This window comes from Sphingobium sp. LB126, assembly GCF_002795205.1.
Taxonomy (GTDB): domain Bacteria; phylum Pseudomonadota; class Alphaproteobacteria; order Sphingomonadales; family Sphingomonadaceae; genus Sphingobium; species Sphingobium chungbukense.
On record NZ_NETV01000007.1, the window covers coordinates 62,660 to 76,261 of the forward strand.

General features: G+C 59.7%; 17 protein-coding genes and 3 pseudogenes. 3 read left to right on the forward strand and 17 right to left on the reverse strand.

What is annotated here, in order from left to right; translation table 11 throughout:
- Window positions 1-69: 69 nt before the first annotated feature.
- The 4 genes from CAF53_RS29180 to CAF53_RS27390 form a co-directional block, all read right to left on the reverse strand.
- The gene (locus CAF53_RS29180) at window positions 70-330 is read right to left on the reverse strand and encodes a VOC family protein (protein WP_197707591.1); all 261 of its coding nucleotides are present in this window, start codon (window positions 328-330) and stop codon (window positions 70-72) included.
- Complete coding sequence (locus tag CAF53_RS29185) at window positions 327-527, reverse strand: VOC family protein (protein WP_197707592.1); 201 nt, start codon at window positions 525-527, stop codon at window positions 327-329. Before CAF53_RS29185 ends, CAF53_RS29180 begins: the two co-directional genes overlap by 4 nt.
- A gap of 209 nt (window positions 528-736) precedes the next feature.
- Window positions 737-1,234 (reverse strand): hypothetical protein, encoded by a 498-nt coding sequence (locus CAF53_RS26415; RefSeq protein ID WP_100240113.1) that lies wholly within the window; start codon window positions 1,232-1,234, stop codon window positions 737-739.
- Window positions 1,228-1,383, reverse strand: coding sequence for a hypothetical protein (locus CAF53_RS27390; protein ID WP_157801403.1), 156 nt, complete (start codon window positions 1,381-1,383; stop codon window positions 1,228-1,230). The genes CAF53_RS26415 and CAF53_RS27390 overlap by 7 nt, the downstream gene beginning before the upstream one ends.
- 277 nt (window positions 1,384-1,660) lie before the next feature.
- Between CAF53_RS27390 and CAF53_RS29190 the strand changes: the two genes are divergently transcribed.
- Window positions 1,661-1,786 carry a hypothetical protein gene (locus CAF53_RS29190; RefSeq protein ID WP_277949236.1) on the forward strand — a complete coding sequence of 42 codons (126 nt, stop codon included), beginning with the start codon at window positions 1,661-1,663 and terminating at the stop codon, window positions 1,784-1,786.
- 910 nt (window positions 1,787-2,696) lie between these two features.
- On the opposite strand, the gene CAF53_RS27395 is transcribed toward CAF53_RS29190, so the two are convergent.
- From CAF53_RS27395 to CAF53_RS26450, 6 genes and pseudogenes are all read right to left on the reverse strand, one after another.
- Window positions 2,697-2,927 (reverse strand): hypothetical protein, encoded by a 231-nt coding sequence (locus CAF53_RS27395; RefSeq protein ID WP_157801404.1) that lies wholly within the window; start codon window positions 2,925-2,927, stop codon window positions 2,697-2,699.
- A 755-nt stretch (window positions 2,928-3,682) separates the two neighbouring features.
- Window positions 3,683-3,832, reverse strand: a complete 150-nt coding sequence (locus tag CAF53_RS27400) for a hypothetical protein (RefSeq protein ID WP_157801405.1) — start codon at window positions 3,830-3,832, stop codon at window positions 3,683-3,685.
- Window positions 3,833-4,275: 443 nt separating this feature from the next.
- Window positions 4,276-5,070 (reverse strand): dienelactone hydrolase family protein, encoded by a 795-nt coding sequence (locus CAF53_RS26430; protein ID WP_197707593.1) that lies wholly within the window; start codon window positions 5,068-5,070, stop codon window positions 4,276-4,278.
- A gap of 94 nt (window positions 5,071-5,164) precedes the next feature.
- Window positions 5,165-5,530: a TonB-dependent receptor gene (locus tag CAF53_RS29195; RefSeq protein ID WP_100240116.1), complete on the reverse strand. Its 366-nt coding sequence runs from the start codon at window positions 5,528-5,530 to the stop codon at window positions 5,165-5,167.
- Window positions 5,527-5,835 (reverse strand): annotated as a pseudogene (locus CAF53_RS29200) (TonB-dependent receptor); the annotation flags it as partial. The gene CAF53_RS29195 and the pseudogene CAF53_RS29200, both read right to left, overlap by 4 nt.
- A gap of 951 nt (window positions 5,836-6,786) precedes the next feature.
- Window positions 6,787-7,347 carry a Plug domain-containing protein gene (locus CAF53_RS26450; protein ID WP_157801406.1) on the reverse strand — a complete coding sequence of 187 codons (561 nt, stop codon included), beginning with the start codon at window positions 7,345-7,347 and terminating at the stop codon, window positions 6,787-6,789.
- Window positions 7,348-8,062: 715 nt separating this feature from the next.
- On the opposite strand from CAF53_RS26450, the gene CAF53_RS26460 reads away from it, so the two are divergent.
- Window positions 8,063-8,557 (forward strand): hypothetical protein, encoded by a 495-nt coding sequence (locus tag CAF53_RS26460; protein WP_100240120.1) that lies wholly within the window; start codon window positions 8,063-8,065, stop codon window positions 8,555-8,557.
- Between the two features lie 85 nt (window positions 8,558-8,642).
- Here CAF53_RS26460 and CAF53_RS29300 read toward each other — a convergent pair.
- The 7 genes and pseudogenes from CAF53_RS29300 to CAF53_RS28890 all read right to left on the reverse strand — a co-directional run.
- Window positions 8,643-8,739: pseudogene (locus tag CAF53_RS29300) on the reverse strand (transposon DNA-invertase); the annotation flags it as partial.
- A 451-nt stretch (window positions 8,740-9,190) separates the two neighbouring features.
- Window positions 9,191-9,757, reverse strand: a complete 567-nt coding sequence (locus CAF53_RS28875; RefSeq protein WP_347337879.1) for a TonB-dependent receptor — start codon at window positions 9,755-9,757, stop codon at window positions 9,191-9,193.
- Between the two features lie 90 nt (window positions 9,758-9,847).
- A complete protein-coding gene (locus tag CAF53_RS27415; protein WP_157801408.1) occupies window positions 9,848-10,822 on the reverse strand; it encodes a TonB-dependent receptor in 975 nt (324 codons plus the stop codon).
- A gap of 781 nt (window positions 10,823-11,603) precedes the next feature.
- Window positions 11,604-11,861, reverse strand: coding sequence for a PepSY domain-containing protein (locus CAF53_RS26475; protein ID WP_242443691.1), 258 nt, complete (start codon window positions 11,859-11,861; stop codon window positions 11,604-11,606).
- 141 nt (window positions 11,862-12,002) lie between these two features.
- Window positions 12,003-12,119: a DUF1259 domain-containing protein gene (locus tag CAF53_RS28880; protein WP_242443692.1), complete on the reverse strand. Its 117-nt coding sequence runs from the start codon at window positions 12,117-12,119 to the stop codon at window positions 12,003-12,005.
- On the reverse strand, window positions 12,113-12,526 hold the full coding sequence (locus tag CAF53_RS29305) for a DUF1259 domain-containing protein (protein ID WP_347337880.1): 414 nt from the start codon (window positions 12,524-12,526) through the stop codon (window positions 12,113-12,115). Before CAF53_RS29305 ends, CAF53_RS28880 begins: the two co-directional genes overlap by 7 nt.
- Window positions 12,518-12,819, reverse strand: a pseudogene (locus CAF53_RS28890) (DUF1259 domain-containing protein); the annotation flags it as partial. The gene CAF53_RS29305 and the pseudogene CAF53_RS28890, both read right to left, overlap by 9 nt.
- A 238-nt stretch (window positions 12,820-13,057) precedes the next feature.
- On the opposite strand from CAF53_RS28890, the gene CAF53_RS26485 reads away from it, so the two are divergent.
- Window positions 13,058-13,537 (forward strand): Chromate resistance protein ChrB, encoded by a 480-nt coding sequence (locus CAF53_RS26485; RefSeq protein ID WP_242443693.1) that lies wholly within the window; start codon window positions 13,058-13,060, stop codon window positions 13,535-13,537.
- Window positions 13,538-13,602: the final 65 nt, after the last annotated feature.

Below are 13,602 nucleotides of genomic sequence, written 5' to 3' on the forward strand. Positions count from 1 at the left end.
AACTGCTCGCGCAGTTCCTCTACCTTCACGCTACTGCCTTGCCGGTGGCTTTCCGCTCACGCCATTTGGTCATTTCGTCGCCGGCGGCCCGCGCGAAATCATCCACATCGTCGCTGAATCGGTGCGCACGGTCATCTCTAGGCGATGACCGTTGGGATCATAGAAGTAATAGGAGTCGCAGAAGCCGTGACCGATGGGACCGATCACTTCGACGCCATTGTCCCGCAGCCGCTGGGCGAGCAGTTCGGCGCGTTCGTGCGACTCGGTCTCCAGCGCCAGATGCTGCGCCCAGTCGTTTTCAGGAACTGACGACGATCTCGTGTCATTCATAACGTCGAAAAGGCAATGAAACTGCCGTCATCCATCTCGAAGAAGATGTGATTGTGCGGGTCCGATTTCTTAGTCGACGGGACATAATTGTGGACCAAGGCCGCTGCGAGCTTGAGACCGAGCAGTTCGGTGTAGAATTTGGTCGTCTGCTCGGCATCGACGCAGCGATAGGCGACATGATGAAGTTTCTTGAGCATCGTTCTGGATCCTCTTCCTAAATCTGCGAGCACAGCCGCCAGCGGCCTCTGGTCGCCATGGGCATCAGGGACTTCCCCTCAGGCCGCCTTGGAAGCCTGGGTGTGGGAATGGTGCTTGAACATGTTGGCGTTTGCCACTCCGGTGATGGTGCGGCCCAACAACTCCATTGAGTTGTCCCAGTCGTACACCGCATGGCTGGCCAACACCGTTACGTCGCGCACTGCGCGTTGGATCGGGTTGTCCAGATTGTGCGCGCTCGTCCCCGCCGCGTCCGAGACGGTCCGTACCGCCCGCTTGCACTGATCCACCGCGAACACGATGTGCGAGCGGATGAGGAGCCGTTCTCGGCGGTCGGGACGCGCCTGGCGCGCGCTACCTCCTCCGTGCGCTGCGCGGCATCGCGCAGCAGCACTTCGGCGACCTCTACGGCGAGGTTCGCTTCGGCTAGGCGAACGAGCGCCGTTGGCTTGATTTGTGGCGCGCCATCGGTCCCGCGAGGACTGCGCTCCTGCAGCCGCTTACTGAACGCCGAGACACAGGCCCGGGCCGCGCCAATAGCCGGTGAGGCGGACGAGATGTTGAGAAGGATGTCGACCGCGATGCCGTACAGCGGGTTGTCGTGGTAGTCCCGACCGAAGCCTTCGCCAGCGCGAACCTGCTCGAAATCCACCGACATATGCTCGGGCACGAACACGCTGTCTACCACACGTCGGCGCTTCCTGTCCCCGAAAGGCCGTCAACATACCAGGTGTCGATTACCCGCCCCTGATCGACTGGCAACACGAACATACGCATCTCGGCCGCTTTGCCGTCGCGCTGCACAATGGCCATCAGCTGCAGCAGATCGGCATGCATGATGCCAGAAGCGTATTTCCAATGCCCGCTGACCGTATAGCCTCCGTCGGTTGGGATGGCATTGCCCGGAGGAGCGGTGGTCGCAGGCGCGCAAATGTAGGGATAGGCGCGTAGACTTCGTCTTGCGCTTGCCTAGGCATCTGGCTCATCAGGAAATTGTGCTGCATGTAAAAGGACATGATCCACGCGCTGGACATGCAGCCCTCTGCCACGTTGTGACGATATCGATGAAACTCTGAAGGCCGAATTCTAGCCCGCCGAAGCGTTTGGGCACGAAGTGGTAGAATATCCCAGCAGCGCGCATCGCATCGACGACCTGATCGAGCGGGCGACGCTGCCGCTCGGTCTCCTCGGCGCACTGCGCCGCAAGGTCACGGATACCGCGCGCGCGGTCGAGCAATAGTGCCGGCGTCAGCTGCGCTAGATCTTCCTTGTCCAGCCAGTCCCACTGGCGGCCAGCGGGCGCCGCTACGCGAGCTATCATCGAAACCATCGAACTTCTCCTTAAACCTCTTATCGCATCAGGGCGACTCGGGGCACTGTGACTGCGCTTCGCGAGATGGCCACATGATATGCTCGGACCGCACCCACAGCGATCAATATCAATGGCTTGCGCGTTTCATGGCCCGATTATCAATCGCCGCCCTCGTGCCGAACTCAACTATGCAGCTGCTGCACGCTGTGGATCGATTTTGGCTGCTGGGAAGACTAGGCGTGCCGATCGAAAAAGAACAATCGGAAATAGGGACGGTAGGTATCGGCAGGTATGTTACTTTCGGCCTTCGCCGCAGGCGGTCAACTAACGACACTGTTCTTCAGTAGGGTCGATACCCAGATCTGCAATGGCTCTTTCTCACGCAAACGCCGTGACACATGAAGGTCGAGAGGCGCGGCAGATTCGGCCTAGCCACGCTCGCGCCTAGCCGCTGGGCCAGGCGCTGAGGCACCAGCTCACTATGTTACGCGCCTGCGCCAACTTTACGAGCTGCAACGCCGGAAGGATCAGAACCTCAGGCGCACTATGACTGTGCGTAATCTTTCGGCATTCGCGCAACACTGCCGAGGGCGTAGACAGCAAGAGGTCGCGCACTTCGGCAACGCGATCGTCCGCCGCATCAGCGCGATCGCTCAGCAAGACCAATTCCTCTCATATAGGAGCTCGATTCCCAAAGACTGTCCACTTCCGGTGCTTCGATCGCCTGGATTAGCGCGAAGTCCAGCAGACCGCTCGCGAGTGTCGGCAGAACGTCGGCGCAATCGCGCACGAAATGGATCGACATTGTCGGAGCCAAGTGCGCGCCTCGATTAGGAACTTAGGGTGCAGCGTGAGCACTGCGTTTTCCCGGCGCTGACACCTTGACCCGCCCGAGGAAGGCCTGAGGATCGAACGGCTGCAGGCCAAGCAGCACTTCGACGCGGCTCAACATCTGATCGATGACAGGCTCGATCTGGGTAGCAAGATCCGAAAGTACGAACTTGCGGCCGGCGCTGACCAGAAGCGGGTCGTCGAAATAGCCGCGCAGCCGAGCGAGGGAATCGCTCATCGCCGATGGCTCATGTTCAGTGCGGTGGAGCTTTGGCAACACTGCGCGACTTGAGCAGCTCGCGCAGGGCTGGAAGGAGATTGTGGTTGAGCCCGGGAAAGCGCCCAGTCTGACGTGAGCGGTCCAAGGCCGCCCCGCGCGCAATTCCGCGCTTCTGCTTGTCCGTCCGGGGACGTCTCGTCGATTGGCCATCAGGGATAGAAGCTTCGCGCGCGTCGTCGCCCGACGACTAATCTGTGAGGCGAAGTCGCGGAGGATCTCAACGAACCGGCGCTGCACCGGGTCCCGAGGATAGGTGTCATCCCAATAAGCGAAGGTCCTGAGCGTCACTTCGAACGGCACCTCGACTAGCCGAACACTGGGTTGCGGCATCAACGCGGCGACAGCACGCTCCAGCACCAGGGCGATGCTCTCCGTTCCTTCAACCAAAAAGGCAAGGAGCGGGTAACTCTCGACTAGTATTGAATCGGCGCGGTTCTCACCGATATGCTGCAAATCGTGGTGCGACTAGCGTTGTAGTGGCCGGGGTTATGATGCAGGAAGATATGCTGCGCGCGCCAGTACATCTTTCCGAGATGTTGCCAATGATTGGCGACCCTGCGTCAACGAGACCATCATCCGATCGTCGACGAGGGCAAGCCGGGCGAATTGTGGATTCGGTCAGCCCGCGGAATTTCGGGCGAGATGAGGAAATCTAGGTCTCCCTGCAACAGCGCGATCGCAGTTTTCCTCGTTCACATCGTGGAGGTTGAGGATTATTTCCGGATGCAGTTCGGCGCAGAAGCGGACCAGTTGCTCGCCGACACCAGCATCGAATAGTCGTTGATGGCGATGTCGAGTTTCGGGCTCTCGTGCGAGGTGGCGGAGATTTCCAGGTCGATGAGGTGGTCAAGCGGTTTGAGCACGGTACGGAGCTGCTGGTCCAGACGTTCCGCAACGACCGTAAGGCGAAAGGTCTTGCTCGCGCCACAGCAACTCGTCGTCGAACATATGGCGCAGATGCCCTAGCATCTCGCTCACGTGGATGGGCTCAGGTCAAGCGCTCGTGCCGCTCGAGTGACGTTCTTGAAACGCAGCACCGCGCGCAGCACGGGCAGCAGGTTCAGGTTGGTGGCGCGCAGGCTTCTCATGAACTCTTTTGACCTACAAGCTCTGAACGATGCCTTCCTTGTTGGCATAGTTCGAAATGCTGTTCTTGGCCTAGAAATGCCGACGGGTCTGCCGCCAAATGTCCTTTATCCCGTTTTGGTAGAGGCCTTGGTCGGCTATTTTGCATTGGAGGATTTGGGCTTCATCTTCGCTCCTTCGTCACTACGGCGAAGCCCAAATCCTCCTTAAATCACAACCCTCAAATCTGTTCTGTTGGTGTCGACGGGGGTAGTCCCAGACGTCTACTCAGGCGCATCGACCGGCGTCCAGACAGTGGGTCTGAGAACTGCCTGCGATCATGCAGTTGCCAGAAGCGGTCGGAACAGGCGGAAGAGCTGCTCCCAGTGACGCTCGGCGGCGACGCGGCTGTAGCTCGCCCTTTGGGGAAGGCGAAACCGTGATGCTCGCCCGCGTAGAGCTCGACCTCGGTGGGCGCGTCGCGGGTCATCAGCATATTCCGAAGCGCCTCTACCTCGTGCAGCGGCACGAACGGGTCGTGCTCCGCGCAGGCCATGTAGAGCGCGCACCGGACCGATGGCAGCATGTTGGCGGGGCTAGTCGGGCTGTCCTCGAACAGCCAAGTGCCGTAGATCGATGCCACTGCCGCGACACGATCGGGATGCCGGGCGGCCAGAGCAATCGCGTTGCGACCGCTCATACAATAGCCCACCGTACCGATCGGCCCCTTCGCTGCTGCGGAGTCCTGGTCGATGAAGCCCAGGAGCGCGTCGCTGTCGGCCATCACGCGCGGGACGGTTACCTCCCGCACGAGCGGCATAATCTTGGGAGCACCGTCTTCGTCCGGCATGCTGGCGATCTGATCGACTTCCAATAGCGACGAACGATAATAAAGGTTGGGAACCGCTACATAGTAGCCGACGCTTGCGAGACGCCGCGCCATGTTCCGCAGTTCCTCGCGAATACCGAAGGCGTCCATGTAGAGGATGATCACCGGCGATGGGTCGTCCTCGGGATGAAATATCAGGGTCGTCATTCCTCCGCCGATTGGGCTGGCGTCTGGCGTTTTGATGTCGATCGTCTTTTCTATCATATTCCGTTCCAGATGCTTGTTTGTTCCTGTCTTATCGTTATCTGAACTTGATGGTGAGTGTCCCGCCGAAAGTACGCGGCTGATTGCTGTAGTCGGTCTCCGAACCGAGCGCGCTGCTTGCAATAAAGCCGATCACCGCCTTGTTGAGGAGGTTGGTCGCCCAGAGGCGAAGGGTATACCTGGCGTTGGACGGAGCCCACCTGATGCTGGCGCCAAGAAGATCATAGTCGGGCTGCTTGAGGATGTTGTCCGGCTCGAGCCAGTAGCCGCTATTGTGGGAGCCGTTGACGTTGAGCGCCAAGTCGCCTCCGGCGAGCGCCGTGGTGTAGGTCAGGCTGAGGTTGCCCGAAAACGTCGAGGCGAAAGGAAGATGATTGCCCGCTGCGTCGCCAGAGGTGATCAGGCTGCCCCGTTAGGCTGGGGCACGCTGAACTGCGCATCGGGAAACCGGGTGAACTTGTTGTGGAGGTACTCGAGCCCGCCCTCTATAGTGAATGCGCCCAACTTGGCATCGACGTCGATGTCGACGCCATACAGATGCGCTTGGCCGCCGTTGTAGATCGTTGCCGTCTGAAGGAAACGGCTGACCTGGATGTTCTGGTAGTTGTAATAGAAGCCCGCAACATTGAGTCGCAGCTGCCGATCGAACAGCTCGGTCTTCATACCTGCCTCGTAGGCGTCGAGTCGTTCTGGAAGGTAGGGCGGGTTGGTCGGATCGAGGCCGTTGTAGCCACGCTCTTGAAGCCGCGATTGTTGGACGCGTACAGCAGGGTGGACGGGGTGAGCTGGTAGTCAGCGCGAGCCGCCAAGAGACGTTATTAAACGGACGGTTGGCGGCACCGCCGGGATCGGCAGGGCGCCGAGGTCAAAGCGTTGTTCAACATCCCGGTCTCGCCGCCGGTGAAGCTGCGGTGCTCGTAAGTGTAGCGCAAGCCGGCGGTGAAGTTCAGACGGGGGAGCACCTCGTAGCTAGACTGCCCGAAGACCGCGATCGACTTCGCGACCGTCTTGGCGCTGATGTCGATCAGCGCAGCGAGTCCGGTGCGGGGGAAGCGGACCGAAAAGTTTTACGCTAAGCGGGTCACGTCTCGCTGGACCGTATCCGAACACGCCAAAGACCTTTTAGCTTGGAACTCGCTTTCGAGAGAAGTGGAGCTCCTCTGTTTCTTGGTTCCGCTACGGCTGATGTCGATGATCTGGGCAGGCTGCGGGACCATTGACGCCGCGAAATTGGTGAAGGAGGAGTAGCGCCTGTAGGAGGTCGTGCTGACAGCTGCGCAAGCCGACGTCCTGCTCGATCGTTAGGGCCGCGCCGCCGCCATCGAACGGAGATCGCCGGCCTGGGCGTTGTCGATATCCCACTTGCTACCGCCTGCCGGTAGCCCGGCAAAAGTGGTTTGGTGCCGGGGTAGGGCCTGAAATTGAGTCCGTTCGTGCCATCCCTGTGGGCGTAGTCGAACAAGAGCTTGATGGTCGTCGACGACGTCGGTTCGAAGAAGAATTTCGAACGCACGTTGAGGTCGTTGTCGGCCCGGTGGACGTCCTTGCCGTCCGCCAAGTTCTCGCCCCAGCCATCAAACTGCTTTGCATAAGCGATCGACAGTCCAGCTTGGACGTCGTCAGTTAGGCTGCCACTCACGTAGCCAAAGATGCGGCTGGTCAAGTAAGAGTCGAGGCGGGCCTCGAGCTCGCCGTTGAACGTCCGCGACGGATCACGGGTATTGATCTGGATAACACGCCGGTGGCGTTGCGACCGAACAGAGTGCCTTGGGGGCCCTTGAGCACGTTCAGCGACTGGACGTCGCTCAGATCGCCCGGTCCGAACTGCTGCGAGGCATAGTAGACACCGTCGACATAAAGGGCGACTGGGTTCTCGACACCTGGACCTTGCGACGAGGTGCCTACGCCGCGGATGCGTGGTTGAAAATTGGCATTGACGAGTTCGATGTTGACACCTGGCGAGACCGCCGCGAGTTGGACGGTGCTGGTGATGTTGGCAGTCTGGATTCGGTTCGCCGACAAGGACGTAACTGCGATCGGTACTCGCTGAAGATTTTCCGAACGTTTCTGCGCGGTCACCACGATCTCTTCGAGGCCTTGCGTCGAGGAAGCCGCGACATCGCTGGTGCTGGCGCTATCGGTGGTGGATTGCTCGGCAGGTAGAATGGCGTGCTGCTTCGTGCCTGACGTGGTTTGCGCCTGCGCGGCGGCCGAGATCATTGATGCCGCGGCAATTATGCCGGCCCCTCTTCCAACCATACCCCCCCTTCGTATCGAGTCCAATCCGTTTTCTCGTATTGTTTCAACAAATCTACCGCAGTCTTCCATCATTATGCAAGCGAGTAGATATCATCTTCTTCATGAATCCCATTCATTTATTCGGTCAGTCGCTTCGCGGAGCGGCCCGGCTCGTTTATTCGTGTTAGAGCACCGAACGGCCTCCATCGACCACGATGCAGGAGGCGTGCGCGATCCGTTCTTTGTAGAGGCAAAGGCCCTGCTTTGACATTCGGGAGGTGAATATATATATTAAGACTATGACTAATCGGCATGATTTTGCAAAGTTCGACATGAACCTTCTGCTCGTGTTCGATGCGCTGTTGCGCGAGAAGACCCTAACCCGCGCGGGCCAGAGCTTGGGCATCACCCAGAGTGGCGCGAGCCATGCCCTCAAGCGGCTCCGAGTTTTCTTCGGGGACCGCTCTTCGTTAGGTCGGGTTCCGGCGTCGTTCCCACGGTTAAGGGCCGGGCACTGGGTACGACCGTGTCGCGCCTGGTAGCTACACTCCGCGACGAGGTGCTGCGATTGTGCCGTTCGACCCACGGAATTCGCGCCGAACCTTTACGCTTTGCCTAAGCGACATGGGCGAGCTCGTCTTCCTACCGCTCTGGTCGAGCGGCTCCGCCAGGACGCCCGTTGATAGAGGTGCGCACAATGCAGGCCGCCGGCCGGCAACTCGACACCGTGCTCGGCACGGGCGAGGCCGACCTCGCGATTGGACGGTTGGGACAGTTGCCCGAAGAACTCGTCCAGCAGGAGCTCTTCATGCACGACTATCTCAGCATCGTGCATCCTTCGAACGCAGCGGGCGGGGCGCCTATCCTACAGGAGGAGTTTTCTGCTTTATCGCACGTCGTGGTCGACGTTGGCCGAGCCGGCGTGATCGTTCGCCATGACGCGCCATCGACGAGGCGGCGTGAAGCGGAATGTTTCCATCACAACGACCAACTTCCTCAGCGTGCCTTGGTTGGTCGCGCAGCACTCCGGATTATGTCGCGACGGTGCCCGATCCCTCGGGGTAAGTTCAGCCGGTACGGCATCGTTGCCTTGCGCGACCCGCCTATCTCGCTCCGGCCTTCGCACTTCGCCAATATTGGCACCGGCGTTTCCACCTTGATCCGGCGAACCGCTGGCTTCGCGAGCTGGTAAAGGAAGGCTTCAACCGATCGGGCCGAAATCCGCTGAGAGTCGGTTTCGAAAATCAGGCTGGTCGCGATAATCTGCGGATCATGCCGGACGCGCGATCGTCATAGACATTGTCGGCTCGACGCCGGCTGCGTGAGGGCATCGTGTTGGAGGTCGAGCGACTGCGAGCCATCGGCTTTCGACACGCATGCGCACCCTCAATGCGATTGGACGCCTCTAAAACCTCTGGCGGATGGCAGGGTGTCGTGATTCATATGTGGACGCCCCCTGGGCAAGGGTCGTTTGTCGGGATGGGTTTGATCGGTTGCTTTCATATGTCCGGCCTGTTTGTGCGGCATTTGTGACCGTGGCCTTGATGGAAATCCGCCGGCGAGGTCCCCGAGTCGGTTCTGAAACTTTGGTCAGTGTGCGGAGTCCTGCGCAGCATCGCGCTGCAAGCGCCTTAGGAAAGAGCCGGCGAAAGCTCGCCGGCCCCTGAAAAGAAGAGATCGGTTGCCTCAATAATTGATGGATAAGGTCACCCACCATTGCGACATCGTCGAGACTGGCATGAACGCTGTTGCTTCAAAACCCGCGATGCCGCTGACCCCTGCCCCCACTCCCGAGCCGACCCGGTCGGCTCACAGGCGGTTCCTGCTAGATTTTGTAGGATAGCGTCATGCCATAGGTTGCGGGCTGAGCTGCGTACCGGCTGACCACGTCCAAAACGAGATTGACGCCAGTCCAGTAATATTGGTTGGTGATATTGCGGCCCAAACGCTGACCGTAACTTATTCGTCCAACGTCCTGATGCCAGCGCGGACGTCCAGCGTATAAAAATCCGTATGTCTGCCGCTGGCTGCTGCCCGAGCGCAGCATTGGTTGAGGATGATAATTGACGTTAGCTCCAGCAAAGAAAGTCAGATGCTCGGTGACCGGCTGATCGAAGTCGGCGCGGCCAACCATTGACCACTTCGGCGCAAACGGCAAAGGTTCACCTTCAAAATCCTTGGAGAAGCCGTAGAAATCCACGTTTGCGAACGGTGCGCTGATCTTCGAGTTCACATAGGTCGCATCAGCGCCGATCGTCAACGCACGGGACAAGCGCAATGAAAGTTGCGCTTCGGCACCGTAAAGCCGCGACTTGGGCACATTGACAAGGCCGCTAAATGCCAGTTTCGTAGCTGCGTCAATGAATTTACGCGAACCTGCTTGTCCTGGTATTCATAATAGAAGCCTGCCAAATTCAGCTGAGCGCGGCGGTCAAACAGGCTCGCTTTTAATCCTGCCTCTAAGTCGAGAAGGCTTTCCTGCTTAACAGGGCGGTATTGCAGATAGGATGTCGCTCCCGAAATCGGGAAGGATCCGCCCTTGTAGCCACGACTGACAGTAGCGTAGGCGAGAAAGTCGGCTGAAGCCTGCCAGTTCAACGTCGCCCGCCATGATAGGCTGTCTTCGACCAGTTTGTCGCGCTGGACTCCAGGCACCTGTGGGACCTAGGGTCAGGCAATCTCCAATAGCTATGGGTAGTCGGTTAGAGTAAATTGTTGCGGTGACGATATCATCAGCGCGCGAACATGCGGTAAAATTACGCTTCTGCTTTGTGTAGCGTAGCCCAGACTCCAGTTTCAACCCTTCCGCGAAGGAATAGGTGATATTGCCGTAGATGGACTTAGTGTCGGCTTTTTGCCGATTGTTGTTATCAAACGCGGAAACGCCGACGATCGAGAAGCCTGATTGCGTGCTTGTGGAGCGCTGGCGCTCGACGATCTTGTCGCGAATATAGTTAGCGCCAACGATCCAATTCAAACCTTCGCCCTCTCGCTGAACGCGTAGCTCCTGATAAAGAGACTTGAGATTACCTGACACGGGGCCGCCAAAAGCGTCATAAGGAGTACCATCGGTGTCCAGTGGCTGAAACTGCTTGAACTGCACAAAAGACGTGATCGATTTCAGAGCGACATAACCGGTGAGCTGGTGCTGCACCGTTAATGCAGTCTGCCACAGCGAATTTCTCTGAGACAGATCCAGTTTTGGATCAAAGTCTGCCGCTCGCGCTTTATTGGGCGCAATGGGAAAATTAAAGAGCTCTGGCCGGTTGTTTTTAAGAAGGCTAAAGCCTGGCTCCGAAATAGTTGGGCCACGAAATTGTGCGGCCTGCGTATCCGACCGATCGAGGCCGCCGTTAATGTTTAGCCCGATCGACCAGTCGTCGGATGGTTTCCAGTCGAGCAGCAGCCGCCCGCTGCTAAGATTTTTGCGTCCATTTCGCTCATCAGGCCGGGTCACACTATACTGCCAGCCATCCGCTCGCTCGACATTGAACGCAAGCCGAGCCCGAACGGTGTCGGTGAGCGGCCCGGAGACATAGCCGTCAACTAATGTATCGTTGAATCGGGCATATGATATGCTCAGGCCAGCCTGAAATGTGTCGGTTGCCCGGTTAGCGAGATAGTTGATCGCGCCGCCGGTCGAATTCTGACCATATAGGCGTCACCTCAAGGTTTGTGCGCCAGACAACGATTTGGCAGACATAATGCGAACATCGGCTAATTAGCGAGCTTGAGGCGCGACATGGGATCGTTGAGCTGGCGGAATTCACCGCCAGGCGGACGCTCCGCCTGCCCTCAAAGGCAGCCGCCGGGCAGGCTACGCCGCGGGTACGATGCTACTGACATGGCCAAGCCTTCGCTAACGAGCGTTCAGCTCCGGCCACCATATGAACACTCATAAAATAGCTATTCTGCTCCGCCCAGCGTAAATATGCCGCGCGCAGCGCCGATCGGTCATAGCGTGGAGCGCGGCATTCCGCTTTTCGCGCGACGATCATCATGTCGAGCACGCCTTGGAGGTAAGCGCCGCATCGCGGCTCATTCGCTTGACAGCTTACGAACAACGCCGAGCCCGTCGCCGACGCGGGTTCGGTTTGGCCGATCGCACTATCAGGCAGGGCGGCCAAAGCGGCGCATAACAATATCCATCGCCTTGGCCGCATTTTCGTCTCCTATTCCGCAGTATCATTTCGGAAGGGGCGCACGGCCCTCGACGGCCGGCGCCCCGTGCTGATCCATCATTCGCGGCCGAGCACCTGGCCTTCGGGCGTGACGAACAGTTCGATCGTCTTTCCGTCGCTGTTCTTGCCCTTGATTTCATAGAGCGTGCTTCCGTCCGCCTTTCGGGTGACTTGCTCCGCTTTGCTTATTGACGCGAGTTGCGCGCGTGCCGCGTTCATCGCGGCCTCGGGCACCTGAGCAAGCGGGATGTCTCGTTCGCTGTGCTTGCCGATTATCCGGTTTTCGTTCGCCTCGTGGTTTTGCGCGATCGCCACGCCGCGATCGCCAGCGCGGCCGCGCCACGCCTGCGACAACAGTGAGAGTTCGTTTGCTAGCCATGTTCCATTCCACTTCCTGCATAAGGGCCGTGGGGTCGGGCGGGCGGCGGTTACGGCCCAATGAGCCGTCGTCCGAGTTCAACTCCTCTGATTGTTCATCCTGTCGAGCGCCGCGCGCAGCCCACGGGCGAGCTTGGCTGCGTCGTCGTTGGCCCAGAAGTGCATGAAGAACAGCCGCGGCTCGTCGTTTAGCATATGATTATGCAGCGCCGTGACCTCGATCCGTTCGTCCGCAGCACGCGCAGGACCGGATCGACCTCGTTTGCGACAAGTACGAAATCGCCGGTGATGGCGGCTCGGCCGTCCCCGGTTGGCTGAAAGTTGATCGCGGTCGCCGTGCCCATCGTCGGCGGAGTCTCCATATCGCCGTCCATCAGCCGCTCGGCGCGCGGAAAGCTGTATTGGAGGATGCCACCGGCCGTCTTGCCCTCACCGCCCATCAACCGGTTGAGCGCGGCCACATCGAGGTCGAGCCGCGATGCGGCTGCGCTGGCCGAAGGCGATTGCGGCGCGGCGAGCGGGGTCCGACTGGCTGATAGCGCTTGCCGGAGCGCGGCCGCGAGCTTCACCGGGTCGCCGTGGCCGGCAATGTGCATGTACATGGTCGCAGGCGAAGAGCGGAGCAGGTGATTGTGGAGCGCGGTGATCGTAAAACCGCTTGCGAGCAGGCGGCTCAAACGGGGTTCACCTCGTCGTGGGTCAGCACGAGATCGCCCATCACCATCGCCTCGTCGCCCATCGGCTGAAACGCCGCCCAAGAGCCGAGCGCGAGGGAGGGCTTGATCGTCACCCCATCCAGCGTGACGCTCAGGTCCGAACGCGGGAAGCTGTAGCGGTGAACGCCCCCGGCTGTTCGGCCCCCGCTCGTCCTATCGCCCGGTCGACAGCCGACCAGTCCGGCGCTGCCATGCCGGGCTTGCCAGCAGGAGGCTGGCGAATCCCAAGGCGATGGTCTTTTTCAGCATAATTGATCCTTCATCAGCGCACTCGACACGGAAAGCCTCACGTCATGCGAGCGCGCCGCCGGCGAGCCGCGACATTGCGCTCCGGTTTCTTTCTTCGGGATAAGCAGTCCTATGCTCATGAGGCTTGTGATGCAACCCTTACACTTGTAGGCTAGTGACGATACAACTATGACAAACACACAAGCTTCCCCTTGGTTGCTCCTGATCCCGCAGCTTCCGGCTAAGCCTGCCTATTTGCGGGTGAAGGTCTGGCGGCGTTTGCAGGCGATCGGGGCCGCGCCGCTCAAGAACGCCGTCCATGCGCTCCCCAATCGCGAGGACACGCGCGCGCTGTTCGAAGAACTGCATCGCGAGATCACCGAAAATGGCGGCGAGGCGCTGATCCTCGAAGCGCGCCTTGTCGGCGGCATGGGCGATGCGGAGCTGCGCGGAGTGTTCGACGCTGCGCGTGACGCCGACTATGAGGAGTTGGCACGCGAGGCGCGCGCGCTGTGTGAGGGCGAGTATGTCGCGGCGGCGGATGTGGGCCGCCTGCGCAAACGCCTGAACGAGGTCGCCGCGATCGACTTTTCGGTGCGCATGGTCGGCAGGCGGCACAGGCCGCCATCACCGAGGCGGACCGCCGCTCTCACCAACATCCCGATGTGAGCGGCCCCGGTGCGCCCGAGCTGACCCCGGCGGAGCTAAAGCGCCGCGTTTGGGTGACGCGCCGC